This window comes from Arthrobacter sp. R3-55 (assembly GCF_054161505.1).
This window is the reverse complement of sequence record NZ_CP096423.1, coordinates 3,464,876-3,482,858: the sequence shown is the minus strand read 5'-3', so window position 1 is coordinate 3,482,858 and position 17,983 is coordinate 3,464,876. Positions and strand designations below refer to the sequence as shown.

General features: G+C 63.9%; 16 protein-coding genes. 7 read left to right on the top strand and 9 right to left on the bottom strand.

What is annotated here, in order from left to right:
- Positions 1-13: 13 nt before the first annotated feature.
- The 3 genes from M1D51_RS15955 to M1D51_RS15945 all read left to right on the top strand — a co-directional run bounded on the left by M1D51_RS15955 (position 14) and on the right by M1D51_RS15945 (position 3,770).
- Entirely contained in the window at positions 14-568 is a 555-nt protein-coding gene (locus M1D51_RS15955) for a DUF2243 domain-containing protein (protein WP_458107172.1), read from the top strand.
- 3 nt (positions 569-571) lie between these two features.
- Complete coding sequence (locus M1D51_RS15950; RefSeq protein WP_216659819.1) at positions 572-1,432, top strand: cytochrome c oxidase assembly protein; 861 nt, start codon at positions 572-574, stop codon at positions 1,430-1,432.
- Between the two features lie 115 nt (positions 1,433-1,547).
- A complete protein-coding gene (locus tag M1D51_RS15945) occupies positions 1,548-3,770 on the top strand; it encodes an NADP-dependent isocitrate dehydrogenase (protein WP_458107171.1) in 2,223 nt (740 codons plus the stop codon).
- A 103-nt stretch (positions 3,771-3,873) separates the two neighbouring features.
- Here the strand turns inward: M1D51_RS15945 and M1D51_RS15940 are convergent, their stop codons facing one another.
- From M1D51_RS15940 to M1D51_RS15920, 5 genes are all read right to left on the bottom strand, one after another.
- Complete coding sequence (locus M1D51_RS15940; RefSeq protein ID WP_458107170.1) at positions 3,874-4,983, bottom strand: FAD-dependent oxidoreductase; 1,110 nt, start codon at positions 4,981-4,983, stop codon at positions 3,874-3,876.
- A gap of 166 nt (positions 4,984-5,149) precedes the next feature.
- Complete coding sequence (gene phnE / locus M1D51_RS15935) at positions 5,150-6,004, bottom strand: phosphonate ABC transporter, permease protein PhnE (RefSeq protein WP_172323270.1); 855 nt, start codon at positions 6,002-6,004, stop codon at positions 5,150-5,152.
- Positions 6,001-6,864, bottom strand: coding sequence for a phosphonate ABC transporter ATP-binding protein (locus M1D51_RS15930; protein WP_458107169.1), 864 nt, complete (start codon positions 6,862-6,864; stop codon positions 6,001-6,003). Before M1D51_RS15930 ends, phnE begins: the two co-directional genes overlap by 4 nt.
- Positions 6,864-7,778, bottom strand: a complete 915-nt coding sequence (locus M1D51_RS15925) for a phosphate/phosphite/phosphonate ABC transporter substrate-binding protein (RefSeq protein WP_458107168.1) — start codon at positions 7,776-7,778, stop codon at positions 6,864-6,866. The genes M1D51_RS15930 and M1D51_RS15925 overlap by 1 nt, the downstream gene beginning before the upstream one ends.
- A gap of 54 nt (positions 7,779-7,832) precedes the next feature.
- A complete protein-coding gene (locus M1D51_RS15920; protein WP_458107167.1) occupies positions 7,833-9,050 on the bottom strand; it encodes a TIGR03364 family FAD-dependent oxidoreductase in 1,218 nt (405 codons plus the stop codon).
- A gap of 163 nt (positions 9,051-9,213) precedes the next feature.
- Between M1D51_RS15920 and M1D51_RS15915 the strand changes: the two genes are divergently transcribed.
- From M1D51_RS15915 to M1D51_RS15905, 3 genes are all read left to right on the top strand, one after another.
- Entirely contained in the window at positions 9,214-9,981 is a 768-nt protein-coding gene (locus M1D51_RS15915; protein ID WP_458107166.1) for a GntR family transcriptional regulator, read from the top strand.
- Positions 9,978-10,649, top strand: a complete 672-nt coding sequence (locus tag M1D51_RS15910) for a phosphonatase-like hydrolase (protein WP_458107165.1) — start codon at positions 9,978-9,980, stop codon at positions 10,647-10,649. Before M1D51_RS15915 ends, M1D51_RS15910 begins: the two co-directional genes overlap by 4 nt.
- A gap of 68 nt (positions 10,650-10,717) precedes the next feature.
- Entirely contained in the window at positions 10,718-11,158 is a 441-nt protein-coding gene (locus tag M1D51_RS15905; RefSeq protein ID WP_458107164.1) for a DoxX family protein, read from the top strand.
- A gap of 101 nt (positions 11,159-11,259) precedes the next feature.
- On the opposite strand, the gene M1D51_RS15900 is transcribed toward M1D51_RS15905, so the two are convergent.
- A complete protein-coding gene (locus M1D51_RS15900; RefSeq protein WP_458107163.1) occupies positions 11,260-12,330 on the bottom strand; it encodes a Gfo/Idh/MocA family protein in 1,071 nt (356 codons plus the stop codon).
- 1,353 nt (positions 12,331-13,683) lie between these two features.
- Here M1D51_RS15900 and M1D51_RS15895 point away from each other — a divergent pair.
- Positions 13,684-13,815 carry a hypothetical protein gene (locus M1D51_RS15895; protein WP_458107162.1) on the top strand — a complete coding sequence of 44 codons (132 nt, stop codon included), beginning with the start codon at positions 13,684-13,686 and terminating at the stop codon, positions 13,813-13,815.
- A gap of 87 nt (positions 13,816-13,902) precedes the next feature.
- On the opposite strand, the gene M1D51_RS15890 is transcribed toward M1D51_RS15895, so the two are convergent.
- The 3 genes from M1D51_RS15890 to mmsA are packed head-to-tail and all read right to left on the bottom strand — an operon-like array spanning position 13,903 to position 17,925.
- Positions 13,903-15,000, bottom strand: coding sequence for a substrate-binding domain-containing protein (locus tag M1D51_RS15890; protein WP_172323286.1), 1,098 nt, complete (start codon positions 14,998-15,000; stop codon positions 13,903-13,905).
- Positions 15,001-15,054: 54 nt separating this feature from the next.
- Positions 15,055-16,323, bottom strand: a complete 1,269-nt coding sequence (gene mmsB, locus M1D51_RS15885) for a multiple monosaccharide ABC transporter permease (protein ID WP_172323288.1) — start codon at positions 16,321-16,323, stop codon at positions 15,055-15,057.
- A gap of 45 nt (positions 16,324-16,368) precedes the next feature.
- A complete protein-coding gene (gene mmsA, locus M1D51_RS15880; protein WP_172323290.1) occupies positions 16,369-17,925 on the bottom strand; it encodes a multiple monosaccharide ABC transporter ATP-binding protein in 1,557 nt (518 codons plus the stop codon).
- Positions 17,926-17,983 lie beyond the last annotated feature (58 nt).

The following is a 17,983-nucleotide window of genomic DNA, read 5'->3' as shown; positions in this document are numbered from 1 at the left end:
GAGGGGAGCAGGCATGGCCAAATCATCATCAGTCAAGAGATCCAACCGGGCGTCGGGCGAAATCCGCCTCCCGGGAATCATTCTGGGAATCGGCCTCGGTGGGTTCGTGGACGGCATCCTGCTCCACCAAATCCTCCAATGGCATCACATGCTCTCCAGCTCAGACACGGCTAACATCGACGTCGGATCTTACCCGGTGACCACCGTGCACGGCCTGCAAATGAACACCTTGTGGGATGGCCTGTTCCACACCGTGACTTGGCTGGCCGTACTGATCGGGCTTGGGATCCTCTACTCGCGGCTGAACGACACCCGCTCTCGGAACAGGGTCTGGGCCTCGCGCACCTTGTGGGGTTGGATGCTCTTGGGATGGGGTTTGTTCAACGTGGTGGAGGGCCTCATCGACCACCAGATCCTGGGCATTCACCACGTCATCAGTGGCGAATTCCAAGTCCTGGCCGACGTCGTCTTCCTGATATTCGGGGCGCTGTTGATGGTGGGTGGTTGGTTGCTTCAACGCAGCGCCCAGGCGCCTGGCAGTACGCAGGCCGCTCACCAGGAGCGCTGACGCTTGCACCAGGACCTGAACCTGCAGCACCACCAGCTGGAGCACCACGCCGAATCCGGCGCAACCGGAGTCCTGCTCATTCTCTTCGCACTCGCGGTCGTGTACGTGCTCCTGGCCATGCGGCAACGAAATAGCTGGCAGCGCCGGCGGACCGTTTTCTTCCTCGCGGGCCTCGGCGTCCTGGGGGTCGGACTGACCCCGCAACTCTCGCCGTTTCAGCCCGGCAGCCTACCCGCCCACATGTTCCAGCATCTTCTGATCGGCATGTACGCGCCGATCGCACTGGTCCTTGGGGCGCCTGTAACGCTGCTGCTCCGGAGCATCCCGCGGAAACAGGGCAGACGCCTGGGTCGGACGCTCCGTTCCAAACCCCTGCACGTCCTGGCGCATCCGGTCGCCGCGCTGGTCCTCAATGTGGGCGGTCTCGCCGTGCTCTACTTCACCCCGCTGTATGCGGCAACAACACAGCACCCCGCACTGCACACCCTCGTCCATGTCCACTTCATCGCGGCCGGAATCCTGTTTGCCTGGGCCATTGCCGGCCCGGATCCCGCACCACGAAGACCCTCCGTTCCCGCGCGCCTGGTGGTTTTGGGGATGGCAATCGCCGGGCACGCGGTCATCTCCCAATTGCTTTACGCGGGCCTCTTCGTCCAGGTCGGGGGTTCCTCCGCGGAGCGAAGGCAGGCGGGTGAGCTCATGTACTACGCCGGCGACATCGCCGAATTATTGTTAGCGTTCGCCCTCGTTTCGTCATGGCGGCCCGTGCGCCAAGCCGGGCGGGCCGGCGTTCGGGGAGCGGAAAGAAGCCAGCGCACGACGCCGGCAGGCAGCAGCGGTGGCCAGGCCGCCGTCGGGGGTTAATCACCGGAGAGTGGTAACGAACACGTGATCCCGGACACGAAGGGCCGCCTTAACCGTCTACTCGGGTAAGTTAGGAGATGTTGAAATCTGCAGACTTTCAGGGAGAACCCCGCCAATGGCCAAGATTATCTATACCCACACAGACGAAGCGCCGATGCTGGCAACGTACTCATTCCTGCCGATTGTTGAAGCGTATGCCTCGACCGCAGGTGTAGAGGTTGAGACCCGCGATATTTCGCTGGCCGGCCGCATCATCGCCGTGTTCGGTGATTTCCTGACTGAAGAACAGCGCACGGGCAACGCCCTTGCTGAACTTGGTGAACTGGCAAAGCAGCCGGAAGCCAACATCATTAAGCTGCCCAACATCAGCGCCTCCGTGCCGCAGCTCAAGGCTGCCATCGCCGAGCTCCAGGCCCAGGGCTACGCCCTCCCGGACTACCCGGACAACCCCTCCTCGGACACCGAGACGGATATCCGCTCACGCTACGACAAAATCAAGGGCTCCGCTGTGAACCCGGTGCTGCGCGAAGGCAACTCTGACCGCCGCGCACCCCTGTCGGTGAAGAACTACGCCCGCCAGAACCCGCACTCCATGGGTGCTTGGTCCGCTGATTCCAAGACCAACGTGGCCACCATGGGCGAGAACGACTTCCGCTCCAACGAGAAGTCCGTTGTCCTGGACGCCAACGACTCCCTGACCATCCAGCTGGTCAAGGAAGATGGCAGCACCAAGGTCCTGAAGAAGGACTTCCCCGTCCTGGCCGGCGAAGTTGTGGACGCTACCGTGCTCCGCGCCGACGCCCTGGACGAGTTCCTCAAGGCACAGGTTGCCCGCGCCAAGGAAGAAGGCGTCCTCTTCTCCGCACACCTGAAGGCCACCATGATGAAGGTCTCGGACCCCATCATCTTCGGCCACGTGGTCAAGGCGTACTTCTCCGAGCTGTTCGAGACCTACGGCAAGCAGCTCACAGCCGCAGGCATCAGCCCGAACAACGGCCTCGCAGCAATCCTCAGCGGCCTCGAAGACCTGCCGGAGGACGTCCGCGAGGGCGTCAAGGCAGCCATCACCAAGGGCCTCGAAGACGGCCCCGCGCTGGCCATGGTCGATTCCGATAAGGGCATCACCAGCCTGCACGTCCCCTCCGACATCATCGTTGACGCCTCCATGCCGGCCATGATCCGCTCCTCCGGCCACATGTGGGGCCCGGATGGCAAGGAAGCCGACACCCTGGCTGTCATCCCGGACAGCTCCTACGCCGGCATCTACCAGGTTGTCCTGGATGACTGCCGCGCCAACGGTGCGTTCGATCCCACCACCATGGGCACCGTTCCCAACGTGGGCCTCATGGCACAGGCAGCCGAAGAATACGGCAGCCACGACAAGACGTTTGAAATCCAGGCAGCCGGCACCGTCCAGCTCGTGGACAGCAAGGGCAACGTCCTGACCGAGCACCAGGTCTTCCCCGGCGACATCTGGCGCGCCTGCCAGACCAAGGACATCCCGGTGCGCGACTGGGTCAAGCTGGCCGTCACCCGTGCCCGCGCATCCCAGACCCCGGCCGTGTTCTGGCTGGACGAGACCCGCGCCCACGACGCCAACCTGATCGCCAAGGTCAACGAGTACCTCAAGGAACACGACACCGAGGGCCTCGAGATCAAGATCCTCTCCCCGGTTGAGGCCACGGCCTTCACCTTGGAGCGCATCCGTAAGGGCGAGGACACCATCTCCGTCACCGGAAACGTCCTCCGCGACTACCTCACGGACCTGTTCCCGATCCTCGAGCTCGGCACCAGCGCCAAGATGCTCTCCATCGTTCCGCTGATCAACGGTGGCGGCCTGTTTGAGACCGGCGCCGGCGGCTCCGCTCCCAAGCACGTCCAGCAGTTGGTCAAGGAAAACCACCTCCGCTGGGACAGCCTGGGCGAGTTCCTTGCCCTGGCCGTCAGCTTCGAGCACCTGGCCACCACCACGGGCAACGCCCGCGCACAGGTCCTTGCCGACACCCTTGACCGCGCCACGGGTACGTTCCTGTTGGAAAACAAGTCCCCGCGCCGCAGCGTCGGCGAGCTGGACAACCGCGGAAGCCACTTCTACCTGGCCACTTACTGGGCACAGGAATTGGCCAAGCAGAGCGAAGACACTGAGTTGGCCAAGGACTTCGCGGCAATCGCCGAAGCCCTGACCTCCAACGAAGAGGCAATCGTCGGCGAGCTGGCCGCAGTCCAGGGTCCCGCCGTCGACCTCGGCGGTTACTACCGTCCGGACGCCGCCAAGGCCGCTGAGATCATGCGCCCGTCGGCTACGTTCAACAAGGTCCTCGCAGATCTGAAGAAGTAGTCCCTCGAGCTCGGGTGCCTTTCACGGGCGCCCGAGCTCCGAGTTTTTGTACAGATAATGCCCCCAAGACGCGGTCTTGGGGGCATTATCTGTACAAAAACTCTTAGCGCTCGGCGCGGAACCGCTCCGGTGCCACGCCGCCGTCGACGATGTCCTTCAGCACCCGGCCAATAGCCGGCGTGAACTTGAACCCGTGGCCGGAGAAACCCGCGCCCACCACCAGCGGACCGAAACGGTCCAGCACAAAGTCCTCGTTGGGGGTGGTGGTGTAGGTGCAGCTGATGGGAACCGCGGTGGAAGGGTCGACGCCGGGAAGCCACTCTTCGGCGTACCGCACCAACGCTTCCATCTGGTGGGGGATTGGCTCGAACGTGCGCTCGTCCGGGTCCATGACCGGGCCGACGCCATGCCAGCCGGCTTTCACGCCCTCGCCCGGAGTGAGCATTCCGTACACGGGGCTGTACCAGTACTCGTAGAGTTCGTTGTTCGGGTCAGGGTCCGGGCTGTGGTTGAAGCTCGGCCACACCAGCGTGTTGTCCGTAGGCGTGAAGTGCGCGGGTTGCTCCTGGGTGACCACCAACGCGGGGAGCTTGGCGAGGCCGTTCAGGACCTTGGTGGTCCAGGCACCCGCTGTCACCACCACACGGGCTGCCGTGTATTCGATGTCCTCGGTCACTACCACTACCGATTCGGCGCCGTCGATGCGGATATCGCGGACCGGCGTCGAGTACTTGAAAACAGCGCCGTGGGCCTCGGCGGACTTTCGCAGCGCCACCAGGGCATCGGCTGAACGGATCCGGCCGGAGCCCGGCACGAAGAGGACATCGGTGGCGAAGTTCATTCCCCGCCAGCGGTTGGCGGCGTCGTCGGCGGAGATGAAGTAGCTCTCTATGCCGCGTTCCTCGTGGGCCTCCCTGACCAGTTTCAGGCGGTCGATGTTGCCGTGGTTCGCCAGGCCCACCATGTCCAGCAGCGGCGCGCCGTTCTCAGCGGCGAGTTCGTCCCAGAGGACCTTGGACTCGGCGAGGAGGTCCAGGTAGTCAGCCTCGGCGTACGCGGTGTTGAAGTTCCGGGTGGCACCGTGCGAAGCGCCGATGTGGTGTCCGGCCTCGAACTGCTCCAACAGGACCACGGAGCGACCCGCACGGGCCAGTTGCCATGCGGCAGCCGATCCCATGGCTCCTCCGCCAACAACTACAACGTCAACCTGCATGCCTGCTCCGTCCACACCCGGCCCGCTTCAGGACCGCGGCCACACTCTGGGGCCACCTCCCATTCTGCCCCCACTGACCCAACTGGGTGACAGCAGTGCGCGTTTTGAGTGCTGAAAACGCGCTCAACTGCGACTTAGACGGGTACAGAGATGGGTACGGAGTGCGTTATGCGGCCAGGCGCCTGCGGATCCACGCGGAGAACTGGTCCACCACGATGATCAGCACCAACACGATCAGGATGTGGGTGAGCATGGAGTCGAACTGGAATGACTTGATGGACTGGTTGATCAGCAGCCCGATGCCCCCGGCACCCACCAGCCCAAGGACCAGCGAGGACCGTACATTGACGTCGAAACGGTACAGCAGCAGCCCCACGAACTGCGGGACCACCATGGGCAGCGTGGCATTGGCGACCTGCTGGATCCGGTTGGCACCGGCCGTGCGAAGTGCTTCCTGCGGCCCGGCGTCGATTTCCTCCATGGATTCCGCCCACAGTTTCCCCATTACACCCGTGTTGTGGCAGATCAGCGCCAACACCCCGGCAAAAGGACCCAGACCCACGGCGGTAACGAAAATCAGTGCGAACACGATGTCCGGCACGGCACGGAAGAAGGACAGGATGGCGCGTGCAGCCTGGTAGACGAGCCGGTGCGGGCTGGTGTTCTCAGCGGCCAGCGCAGCGAGAAGCAGGGCGAACGGCACGGACAGTGTGGTGCCCAGCAGACCAATCCACAGGGTCACCAGCGTGGCTTCAAGCCCGGGCTTCAGCGTCTTTTCCCAGCTGAGGTCCGGCGGGAACGCGTCGCCAATGAACGCGGCCATGCCCTTCCAGCCGTCCACCAAGAGCTCAGGCTTGAAGTCCGTACCCTCGATGGCCACGGCATGAAGTCCGACGACGGCGGCCGCCACAGCCGCCGTCGTGATCCACCGCAGCGGCTTCTTCGGGCGGACCAGTGCCACGCGGGGTGTGCTGGTGGTCTCCCGGCGGGCGGCGGCCGGGGTCAAAGTGCGGGGAGTCATGCTGCCTTAGTCCTGTCTGCGGAGGGGGTCCTCACTGATACGTCCCGGTCTGATACGTCCCGGTCCGGGGCGTACAACGTGTCGAGGTGATCGGCTGTGACCTCTGTGGAGGGGAGGTCGAAGGTCATGGAGCCTTGGAGCAGCCCGATGGACCGGTCGGCGTACCTCAGCGCGAGATCGGGCTGGTGCAGCACAGCGGCCACGGCCAAACCTTCGGAGTGGGCGAGTTCGCGCAGCAAAGTCATCACTTGTTCGGCAGCGCGCGGGTCCAGAGCCGAGACGGGCTCGTCGGCAAGTACGACGTCGGCGCGCTGGCAGAGTGCCCGGGCTACGGCGACGCGCTGCTGCTGTCCGCCGGAAAGGCGGCCCACGCGGTCGAAGGCGCGATCGGCCAGTCCAACCCTGTCCAGGCAGTCGAGTGCTTCCTGCTGGACGTCGGCCGGAAACAACAGAGGGCTCAGTGAGCGAACCGTGGGAATGCGGGCCAAGGCCCCGGCACAGACGTTATCCAACGCAGTGCGCCGGGGGACCAAATGGATCTTCTGGAAAATCATGGCCATGCGTTGGCGGGCTTGCTGCAGGTCACGCCCTTGGAGGGTTTCCAGCGCAGCTCCATCGATGCTGATGCTCCCCGAGTCCGGGGATGTGATGCCCATGACGCAGCGCAGGGTGGTGGACTTTCCGGAGCCATTGGCGCCCAGGAATGCCACAAGTTCACCGGCAGCTACGGAGAAGTCGACGCCCTCAAGGACGGTCCGTCCGTAGAATGACTTCCGTAAACCCTGCACGGAGAGACCCTGCACGGAGAGACCCTGGCCGGAGAGACCCTGGCCGGAGGGACCCTGCCCCGGGAGCAGCATTACAGATCCTTCTCGGTGAGGCCCATGGTGTCCGCGAGCTCAAACAACGGTGTGTAGTTGTCCTTGGTGACCTCCAGGAGCGGACCAGGAGGGGTGACATCCAGGAACTCGCCCACCTTGGCGATGTCGGCGGGGTCCAGGCTCAGGAATGCATCCTTCACGGCGGCTTTGAACGCGGGATCGGCGTCGCCGCGTACGGTGATGGGATCGTTGGGAATGGGGTTGGAGGTCCACACCTGGCGGAAGTTCTCCGGAGTGAAAGTGCCGGCCGCAATCGCAGTGGCGAGTGTCTGGGAGTTGATCTGGGCTGCATCAACCTTGCCATTGGTCAGGGCCAGCAGGGCTTCGGGATGGCCGCCCGTGTAGTCCATCTTGATGTCGGCATCGGCGATTCCGGCTTCACGCAGGCCGAAGCGGGGCAGGACGTCACCGGAGGTGGATCCAACACTGCCCAAGGCGAGGGACTTGCCCTTGAGATCATCAATAGCCTGGATGGGGCTATCCTTGGGAACCCAGATTCCGGCCGTGTAGGGGCTCAGTTCCTTCTCAGCCGTGCCGAAGGAAACCAGTGGCTCGGCGCCGGCCTTGGCATCAGCGAACACGTAGCCCAGCGGGCCGAACTGGCCCAGGTCCAGCTTGCCGTTGCGCATGGCCAGGACCTCGGCGGCGTAGTCTTCCACCACCTGGACACTGACGGGGCATTCGAGCTTCTTGGACAGGGCTGCAGCCAGGACATCGTAGGCCGGCTTCAACTTTGCCGGGTCCTCGTAGGGCTCGATCCCGAACTTGATCTCGCCGTTGGGGCAGGTGGCGCTTGTGGCTTCGGGGGAGGACTGTGCCGGGCCGCCGCAAGCCGTGAGCGCCAGGACGGTGGCGAGGGCAAGCGCGGGACCGGTGAGAAGCGTGGTTTTCATGGGGATCCTTATGCGAAGGGGAGGGGTGAAGGGGGTAGTTCAGTACAGGGTGAGTCAGCGCAGACGCGATACGTTGCGGTGCGCCAAGCCGAAGGACAGCGTCATGCCAACCCCGGAAGTCACGGACACCACCGTGACGCCGGGCTTGACGTCGCGGACCAGGATGGGGGCCACATCGGAGGACGCGTAGATGCCCTGCCAGCGCTGGATGATCTCCAGCGGCTCACCGATGCGGCCTGTGATTTCGGTGTTGATGGTGTTGGTGACGGATTCGTCCAGGAATGGATCGGCCGTGCGGTGGTAGTGGTGTGAGTCGCCCAGGATGATGGTGCCGTCGGGGCGCTGGGTGAACATGACGTTGGCACCCATCTCCAGCAGTTCCGGCTGCTTCTCCATCACCTCGGAGCGCAGTGCGGCGGCAGCGGGCATGTCCGTGAACGCCGGATACCGGAGCATTGATGTCGCTGTGAGAACAGCCGGCGTGAACCCCACTCTGGAGGGCTTAGCCGCCAACGACATCTGCAAGGCACACCGCTGGATCCGATGCTCCTGGGCAAGATCCGGGAAAAGGTAGTCGACGTCGTGGCCGACGCACACGAACACCTGCTTGGCCTTGAGCTCACCGCGCGACGTCTGAACCGCCACGCCATCAGGGCCGGGGTTGAAGCCCAGTGCCGCGGTGTTCCAGTGAAGTTCGACGCCGGGCTGCCGGCTGAGCCATTCGGCCAACCGTGCCACCGTGGTGCGGGGGTCGACGCGCAGGTCGTCCCGGAGGAAGGCGCCGCCTACCAGACCGGGCCATTCCCCACCGGGGCGGGAGCCGTCGTCGTGCGCTTGTACCGTGGCGGACGTGGAGGCGCCCAGCCGGGCCCGCGTCCCGGTAGGGGAGAGCAGCTCAACCTGTCCCGGTTCCCGCGCAGCGGAGAGCTCGCGCAGGACATCCATTTCGGCTTCGGTACGGGCGAGTACCACTGCACCGGTTTCGGCGGCCCAGAATCCGGCACGTTCGGAGAACTCGAGCCAATACTTTCGGGAGGTCTGCGCCAGCTCGTACAGTTCCCCGGACTGCGCGGTGATGCAGCAGTGGCCGAAGTTGCGCACGGAAGCGCCGGCAGCGTGGTGGTCGCGCTCGATGATGGTGACCCTCAAGCCGTTGGCTACAGCATGCGCGGCGTGGGCCAGGCCCACGATTCCGGCGCCAACAATCACGACGTCGGTGGGCTGGCTTGGGCTGCTGGTGGCGGTGTTGGGGGAGGTGCTTGGGTTGTTCACACCACTGACCTTGGCTGCTCAGGAAAGCGGAATCAAGCCAGGATGCGACTTGTATATACAAGTTAATCTGAATTTAACGTTTGTTCATCTGAATTCACGCTGAGTTCATCTGATCTCTTGTAAATCCGGCCTGAACCGCGACATGGACTTGTATTATCAACTTGTGAGCACACAACAGAATGCACCCCTTCACGTCCGTCTCAGCGAGGAATTCATGCGCCGGATTACTGACGGGGACTGGCCGCCGGGATTCCAGCTGCCCAGCGAGGCGGAGCTGTGCCGCGAGTTCGGAACATCGCGCGGACCCATCCGCCAGGCGCTCGCCTTTCTGAGGTCTGAGGGTGCTGTGACTGGAGGACGGGGCAGGCCGCCCATGGTTCGCTCGTCCGTGCCATCCCAGTCGTTCTCAACATTCAACTCGTTCACCGAGTGGGCCAGCGGAATCGGCAGGAAACCGGGTCAGCGGACCCTTGAAGTGGCCAGGCGGGAAGCGAGCCCGGAAGCCGCGGAGGCGCTTGGCCTGATGCCAGGGACCACTGTGGTGGAAGTGTTGCGCGTCCGTTCCCTGGATGATGCACCGGCCATGATCGAGCGCACAACGTTCATCCTGGACGTGGGACGCAAGCTGTTCGACTTCGACACCGATTCCGGGTCCATCTTCGCGTTCCTCAAGGAACAAGGCGTGGACCTGCACAGTGCCCGTCACACAATCGACGCCGTCGCTGCCAGTGAGGAGGATGCCGAACTGTTGGAGCAACCCGAAGGTATTCCGCTCCTGCGTGAACGCCGCATCACCCGGTCCGCCGACGGGCAGCCAATCGAATATTCCGAGGACCGGTACCTTCCGGCATTGACCAACTTCACCATTGACAACACCGTGGAGCGCCGGGCCGCCTTGGTCCGGATCCACACTGAAGGAGCCACCCCATGATCAAGCTTGTTGCCTGCGATATGGCCGGAACCACCATCGACGAGCACGGCGATGTTTACGTAGCCCTTGCCCGCTGCGTCGAGGAAACCGGCGTGACCACCACACCCGAGGCTGTCCAGGAATGGATGGGTGCCGACAAAGTTGAGGCCATCACAGCGCTCATTAAAGCCGGGGGAGGGGCTGCCATGCCGGAGGTAGTCGCCGCCGCCTTCAAGCGCTTCAAGGAATTGCTCGTGGAGTTCTACGATGCCAACCCGCCGGTAGCACTCGAGGGCGTGGAAGAGGCGTTCCGGGAACTCCGCCGGCAAGGCATCAAAGTGGCCCTGACCACCGGCTTCTCGCGCGACGTCGCCGAGCCCCTCCTGGAGCGGCTGGGCTGGGGCGTCGACGACGATAACCTGCTGGACGCCGTCGTCTGCTCCGACGAAGTAGCCGCAGGACGACCGGCACCGCACATGATTCACCGTGCCATGGAACTGACCGGAGTCCAGGACGTCCGCGCCGTGTTGGCCGCGGGCGACACCGTCAATGACCTCGCTGCTGCCAACAACGCAGGCGTCACCGCCGTGGGAGTCCTGACCGGCGAACTGGGCCGCGTTGACCTGGCCGCGCACCCGCATCACCACATCGTGGACGGCGTGAAGGACATTCCGGCGCTGTTGTCCTGACCCTCGTCGTCCGGGCTCACAGTGTCCGGCGTTTGGCCCCCGGCTCCAGGCATGGAAGATTGGAACGCGTGAAATTCCTTCACCCCTCACCCAAGTCCTCCGCCCGTGGCATCACCATCCTGCGGGTGGTCTTCGGCGCGCTCATCATGGTCCACGGCATCCAGAAGCTCATGGCCGGGCATGCTGCCTTTGCTGCCTCGGTTGCCGCCATGGGCGTGCAGAAGCCGGAGATCGTTGCGTGGCTGGTGATCGCCGGAGAAGTGGGCCTGGGCCTGCTCCTGGTGCTCGGAGCCCTCACCCGCGTGGCCGGATTCCTTGCCGCGATCATGTTCGCCGGAATCTGGTTTGTCACTGAAGCGGGTAAGCCCCTGCTGACGGAAAGGGCAGGGGTGACCGCCGAACTCCTGATCATCTACGCCGCGATCTCGGTGGCCTTCGTGTTCCTTGGGCCCGGAGCGCTGTCCGTGGACCGCAAGCTGGCCAGGCAATCAGCCGGCCCACGGCGGTAGCTGTACTAGCCCGCGGGGAGATAACGCGGCTGCGTTAACTCCCGACGGCGATACTCGCCAGCGGGGTCGAGTCACCGCCGGGGCGCCTCACCGCCGGCACTTCACCGTACGTCGTTCGGGTATCTGATCCCCAGCTGGGACCGTACACCGTCAAAGAGGCGCATGACGTTGATGGAGTCTTCCAGTGGCATGACCGGGCTTTCAGTAAGGCCTTGCTGAATGCAACGGGTCACTTCGCGGAGCTCGTACGTGTAGCCGATGCCCACGGTCTCGAAATGCTCGTGCCGCGGCTCGTCCCAGCCAACCCGGATCATCAGCTCACGCGGGTTGTTCACTGAGCCCACCGTTTGCAGGAATCCGAGGCCGCCGGCGACGGTGGCTGTTCTGGGGCCGTGCGCCATCAGGGACGAAGTGAGCTGAACCTGCGCGCCACTGGAATAACCCAGGGTCAGGGCGTTCTGGGTGTCCACGCCGTCGTCATTCAGCGTGCCGATCGCGGTGACGGACTGCGGGAAACCCAGAGTTCCCAAAGCCCACAGCAAGGGGTACACGGTGATGTCCAGGAGAGCCCCGCCGCCGTCATTGAGGGCCCAGATGCGTGCCGAAGGATCATAGGGCGCAGGGAAACCAAGGTCCGCGCTGACCCACTGGATTTGTCCGAGCTCACCCGAGGCTGCGATCTCGAAGGCCCGCTGCATGCTCGGCAGGAAACGGCTCCACACGGCCTCCATGAAGAACACGTTATTCTCCCGCGCCAACTTGACCAGTTCGGTGGCTTCGCGGGCGTTGATGGTGAGGGCCTTCTCGCACAGCACGTGCTTGCCGGCCCTTATAGCAGCCGCGGCGATCAGGAAGTGCTGGGCATGGGGTGTGGCCACATAGACCACGTCCACGGCGGGGTCCCCCACCAAACGCTGGTAGCCGGGAACACCGCCGTCGTCCCCGTAGCCCTTGGCGAAACCCAGCGTGTGCGCGAACGCATCAGCGGCAGCCTGCGTCCGGGAACTCACTGCATACAGCTCTGCGTCTTCCAGCAGGGCCAGGTCCTGGGAAACACTGTTGGCGATATTCCCGGTGGAAACTACGCCCCATCGCAAAGGCCGGCCTGTGGCAGCCCGGGGATCCTGGTTGGTCTGGGAGGAAAGCCACGGCTTGGCGATAGGGAGTGTCATGCGTTTCATCCTCTCATTTCGGGCAAGCGGTGCCTCTGCGAGAACAAGGTGCCGCACCCTTTTTCGCCGCTCGCTCCCGTAACCACTGGTGCGCCGGGCGGGTACGGGTGCGCCCGCAGGGAACGTGGGGTGCGCCCGGCGGGTATGGGTGCGTCGTGCACGCCTCAGGGCGGGGCCGGCAATGAGGTGCGGGGTTTTGAGTTGGCATGGTGCCGCACCCTTTTACGCCGCTCGCTCCCGTAACCTCTGGTGCGCCGGGCGGGTACGGGTGCGCCCGCAGGGAACGTGGGGTGCGCCGGGCGGGTACGGGTGCGCCGTGCACGGCTCAGAGCGGGCCCGGCAATGAGGCGTGCGGGGTTTTGAGTGGGCATGGCGCGGCACCTTTTACGCCGCTCGCTCCCATAACCTCGGGTGCGCCGGGCGGGTACGGGTGCGCCCGCAGGGAACGTGGGGTGCGCCGGGCGGGTACGGGTGCGCCGTGCACGCCTCAGAGCGGGCCCGGCAATGAGGCGTGCGGGGTTTTGAGTGGGCATGGCGCGGCACCCTTTTACGCCACTCGCTCCCATAACCTCTGCTGCGCCGGGCGGGTACGGGTGCGCCCGCAGGGAACGTGGGGTGCGCCGGGCGGGTATGGGTGCGCCGTGCACGCCTCAGGGCGGGGCAGGCAATGAGGCGTGCGGGGTTTTGAGTGGGCATGGCGTGGCACCCTTTTACGCCACTCGCTCCCGTAACCTCTGGTGCGCCGGGCAGGTAGGGGTGCGCCCGCGGGGAACGTGGGGTGCGCCGGGCGGGTACGGTGCCCGCACAGCCAGGGCGGGGCAGGGAACTTGGGGTGCGCTGGGCGGGTACGGGTGCGTCCGCAGGGAACGTGGGGTGCGCCGGGCGGGTACGGGTGCGCCGCACAGCCAGGGCGGGCCCGGCAATGAGGCGTGCGAGGTTTTGAGTGGGCATGGTGCCGCACCCTTTTTCGCCGCTCGCTCCCGTAACCTCTGGTGCGCCGGGCGGGTACGGGTGCGCCCCACGGCAGGGAACGTGGGGTGCGCGAGGCGGGTACGGGTGCGCCGTGCACGCCTCAGAGCGGGCCCGGCAATGAGGCGTGCGGGTTTTTGAGTTGGCATGGTGCCGCACCCTTTTACGCCCCTCGCTCCCGTAACCTCGGGTGCGCCGGGCGGGTACGGGTGCGCCCGCAGGGAACGTGGGGTGCGCCGGGCGGGTACGGGTGCGCCCGCAGGGAACGTGGGGTGCGCAGGGCGGGTACGGGTGCGCCCGCTCACACAGTGCGCAGCAGGTCCGGACATGCTGGGCGCCTCGGCTGGGAAATACAGCTATTGGGGGAGTATGGAAACGAAAATTATGGGGCTTTCAGCGGGCCCGCGAGTTGCCGTCCTTGGAATCGGCGCGGCAGTCCTTGTGGGCGCAATCGCCGGAGCCATCCCCGCGCTCGTGGCCGTGCGCGTCAAGGTCATCGACGCGATCCGGTTCTGACCTCCCCGCTCAGCGGGCCGTCGGCGATCCAGTAAAGCGAAAGCCCCGGCCCGCCATTGGCGGACCGGGGCTTGCTTGTAAGGGGTGTTACTTGGTGATCGGGCCGAGTACCGGATCGTCAACGTAAGCGGTCTTAACGTTCTCTGCCGTAACGATCTGCGGCGGGAGGAGGTAAGCCGGAACGGTCTTGACGCCGTTCTTGTAGGAGTCCTTGTCGTTGATTTCCAGTTCCTTACCGGCCTGGAGGTCCTTCACCATGGTGATGGCGTGCTCAACGAGCTTGCGGGTGTCCTTGTTGATGGTGGAGTACTGCTCGCCGGCCATGATCGACTTGACCGACTCAACTTCGGAGTCCTGGCCGGTGACAACCGGGAGCGGCTTGCCGGCGGCCTTGACGGATGTCAGGACTGCGCGGGCCAGGGTGTCGTTCGGGGACAGGACACCGTCCAGGGAAGCGGTGCCGTAGCTGCCGGTAAGCAGCGTATCGGCGCGACGCTGGGCGTTTTCTGCCTTCCAACCCTGCGTGACAGCCTGCTCGAACGAGGTCTGGCCGGAGACTACCTTGAGGGTGCCGTCGTCGATCTTCGGCTTCAGGACGCTCATGGCGCCGTCAAAGAAGACCTTTGCGTTGGCATCATCGGGGGAGCCTGCGAACAGTTCCACGTTGTAGGGGCCGGTTGCCTTCTTGGCCTTCATGCCGTCCAGCAGGGCCTCGCCCTGGAGGACACCAACCTTGAAGTTGTCGTACGCCACGTAGTAGTCCACGTTCTCGGTGTTCAGGAGCAGACGGTCGTAGGCGATGACAGTGGCGCCGGAGTCCTTGGCCTGCTGGAGCTGGGTACCCAGCTGGGCGCCGTCGATGGCTCCCACGATGATGACCTTGGCACCCTTGGTGACCATGGCACTGATCTGGTTCTGCTGCTCGGATACGCCGCCGTTGGCGAACTGGACGTCCGGCTTGAAGCCGGCGCTGGTGAGGCCGTCGTTGAACAGCTTCTCCGCCAGGACCCAGTTTTCACTGGTCTTCTGCGGAAGGGCGACGCCGATCAGCGAGTCCTTGGGGAACGCTTCCCCGCCTGCTGTGCTGCTGCTTGAGCCGCTGTCAGCGCGGCCGCAGGCTGTCAGCGCCAGTGCCGCGATGGCAGCGACTGCTGCTGCCTTTCCTGCTTTACCAAACATTCGCATATCTTGGTTCACTTTCTGTGTGGGTGGGGTGGAGCGAGTCTGTCAGGGAGCGGATTACGCTTCCTTGGAGATGACCTCTTTGGTGGATGTGGTTTCGTCGGGCTTGATCTCGTTATTGCGCTGGAAGTTCTTCATCAACAGGCCAGTGATGGAGCGTTTGCCCTGTGACTTGTTGTAGACATCGAAGGCCACTGCTGCCAGGAGCACCAGGCCCTTGATGATCTGGGTGAGGTCGGCGCCAACGCCAAGCAACTGGAGGCCGTTGTTGAGGACGGCCATCACGAGGCCACCAACGATCGAGCCGATCACGGTGCCGACGCCACCGGTGACAGCTGCGCCGCCGATGAAGACTGCCGCGATGGCGTCCAGTTCCCAGCCGACGCCGTCGAAGGGGCCGGATGCGGTGGAACGTCCAACGAAGATCATGCCTGCCAGGCCTGCAAGGACGGACATGTTCATCATGACCAGGAAGTTGACCTTCTTGGACTGGACACCGGACAGCTCAGCTGCGTGGCGGTTGCCACCCACGGCGTAGACGTGGCGGCCAAGGACTGTCTTGTCTGCGATGAAACCGTAAATGAGGACCAGCACGGCGAGGATCAGGCCGGGGATGGGGAAGGAAGTGCCGGGGCGGCCTGTGGCGAACAAGTACGTGGCGTAGAGGATGGCGCCGCAGATCAGGACCAGCTTGGTGATTTCGACCCAGAGTTCGGGAACGTCGGCGCCAAGTGCCTTGCTGGTGGCTCGGGCACGCAGGGACATGATGACCACGAAGGCGACGGCGATCAGGCCGAGCAGTACCGTGAGGTTGTTGAAGCCGGTCTCCGGGCCAACCTCCGGCAGGTAGCCGGAACCAAGGAACTGGAACTCTTTGGGGACGGGGATGGTGTTGGACTTGCCAACAAACTGGTTGAAGCCTCGGAACAGGAGCATGCCTGCCAGGGTCACGATGAAGGCCGGTATGCCCACATACGCCACCCAGAACCCTTGCCAGGCGCCGATCACGGCACCCAGGACCAGGCCGAAGAGCACGCCGGCCCACCAGGGGAAGCCCCAGTCCCGCATTGCCAGGGCCACGAAGACCCCGACGAATGCTGCGACGGAACCCACGGAAAGGTCGATGTGCCCGGCGATGATCACCAGGACCATGCCGATGGCCAGGATCAGGATGTAGGAGTTGCCGTTGAACAGGTTGATCACGTTGCCGGGCGTCAGGGTGCGTCCGTCAGTGAAAATCTGGAAGAAGACGATAAGTGCCACCAGGGCGAAGATCATGCCGAACTGGCGGGTATTGCCACCAAATAGCTTCTTGAGCGCGTTCATTGTTTTGGTCCTTGTGTCAGGAAGGGGCGGAGCGGGGCCAAAGGGTCAGGCTGCTTTGCGGGCGGACGTCATAAGCTTCATCAGGCTTTCCTGGCTTGCTTCGTTCTTGTCCAGCACGCCCGTGATGGCGCCTTCGAAGATGGTGTAAATGCGATCGGACAGGCCCAGGAGCTCAGGAAGCTCCGAGGAGATGACAATCACTCCCTTGCCCTGGTTCGCCAGCTTCTGGATGATGCCGTAAATCTCATACTTGGCGCCGACGTCAATGCCACGGGTGGGTTCGTCCAGGATCAGCAGGTCCGGATCCGTGAACATCCACTTGGCAAGGACCACCTTCTGCTGGTTGCCACCGGACAGCTTGGCAACTCCCTCTTCCACGGAAGGGGTCTTGGTCCGCAACGACTTCCGGTATTCCTCCGCAACGGAGAACTCCTTGCGGGTATCCACCACCGAGTAGTTGCTGATCTTGTTAAGCGCGGCCGAAACCGTGGTGGTCTTGATGTCATCGAGGAGGTTCAGGCCCAGGGACTTGCGGTCCTCAGTGACGTAACCCAGTCCGGCGTCGATGGCTTGCTTGACGGTACGGAGGTGGACCTGCTTGCCGTCCTTGTAAACCTGGCCCTTGATGAAGCGGCCGTAGGAGTGTCCAAAGAGGGAACGGGCCAGTTCTGTGCGGCCGGCACCCATGAGGCCCGCGAAACCGACGATCTCGCCACGGCGGACAAAGAAGTTCGAACCCTTGCAGATGAGGCGGTCCTGGATCTGTGGGTGGCCCACCGTCCAGTCCTTGACCTCAAAGAAGACCTCGCCGATCTTGGGCTCGTGATCCGGGAAGCGGGACTCCAGGGTCCTGCCCACCATGCCCTTGATGATGCGGTCCTCATCCACGCCGTCACGCTTGACGTTGAGCGTTTCGATCGACTTGCCGTCGCGGATGATGGTGATCTCGTCCGCGATCTGTTCGATCTCGTTGAGCTTGTGGGAAATGATGATCGAGGTGATGCCCCGGCCTTTGAGGCCTAGGATCAGGTCCAGCAGGTGCTGGGAGTCCGATTCGTTCAGCGCCGCCGTGGGCTCGTCCAGGATCAGGAGCTTCACGGACTTGTTCAGTGCTTTGGCGATTTCCACGAGCTGCTGCTTGCCAACGCCGATTTCCTTGATGGGGGTATCGGGATCCTCGCGGAGGCCAACGCGGGCCAGGAGTTCGAGGGAACGCTTGCGGGCCTCGGCCCAGTCGATCACTCCCCACTTGGTGGGTTCGTTGCCCAGGAAGATGTTCTCCATGATGGACAGTTCCGGGATCAGCGCCAGCTCCTGGTGGATGATCACAATTCCGGCCGCTTCACTGGCCCGGATGTCCTTGAACTGCTGTGTTTCGGCCTGGTACACGATGTCACCCGTGTAGCTTCCGTAGGGATAAACGCCGGAAAGAACCTTCATCAGCGTGGACTTGCCAGCGCCGTTCTCGCCGCAGATGGCGTGGATTTCGCCGGCCATCACGCGCAGGCTCACATTCGACAAGGCTTTCACTCCAGGGAATTCCTTGGTGATGGAACGCATCTCCAAAAGGATGGGTTCACCTTGCGTGTCGAGGGATGTCATCAGCCCTTACGCCTCCAATGCATGACTTCGTTGTCGGCTCCGCAAACGTCGGAGCTGT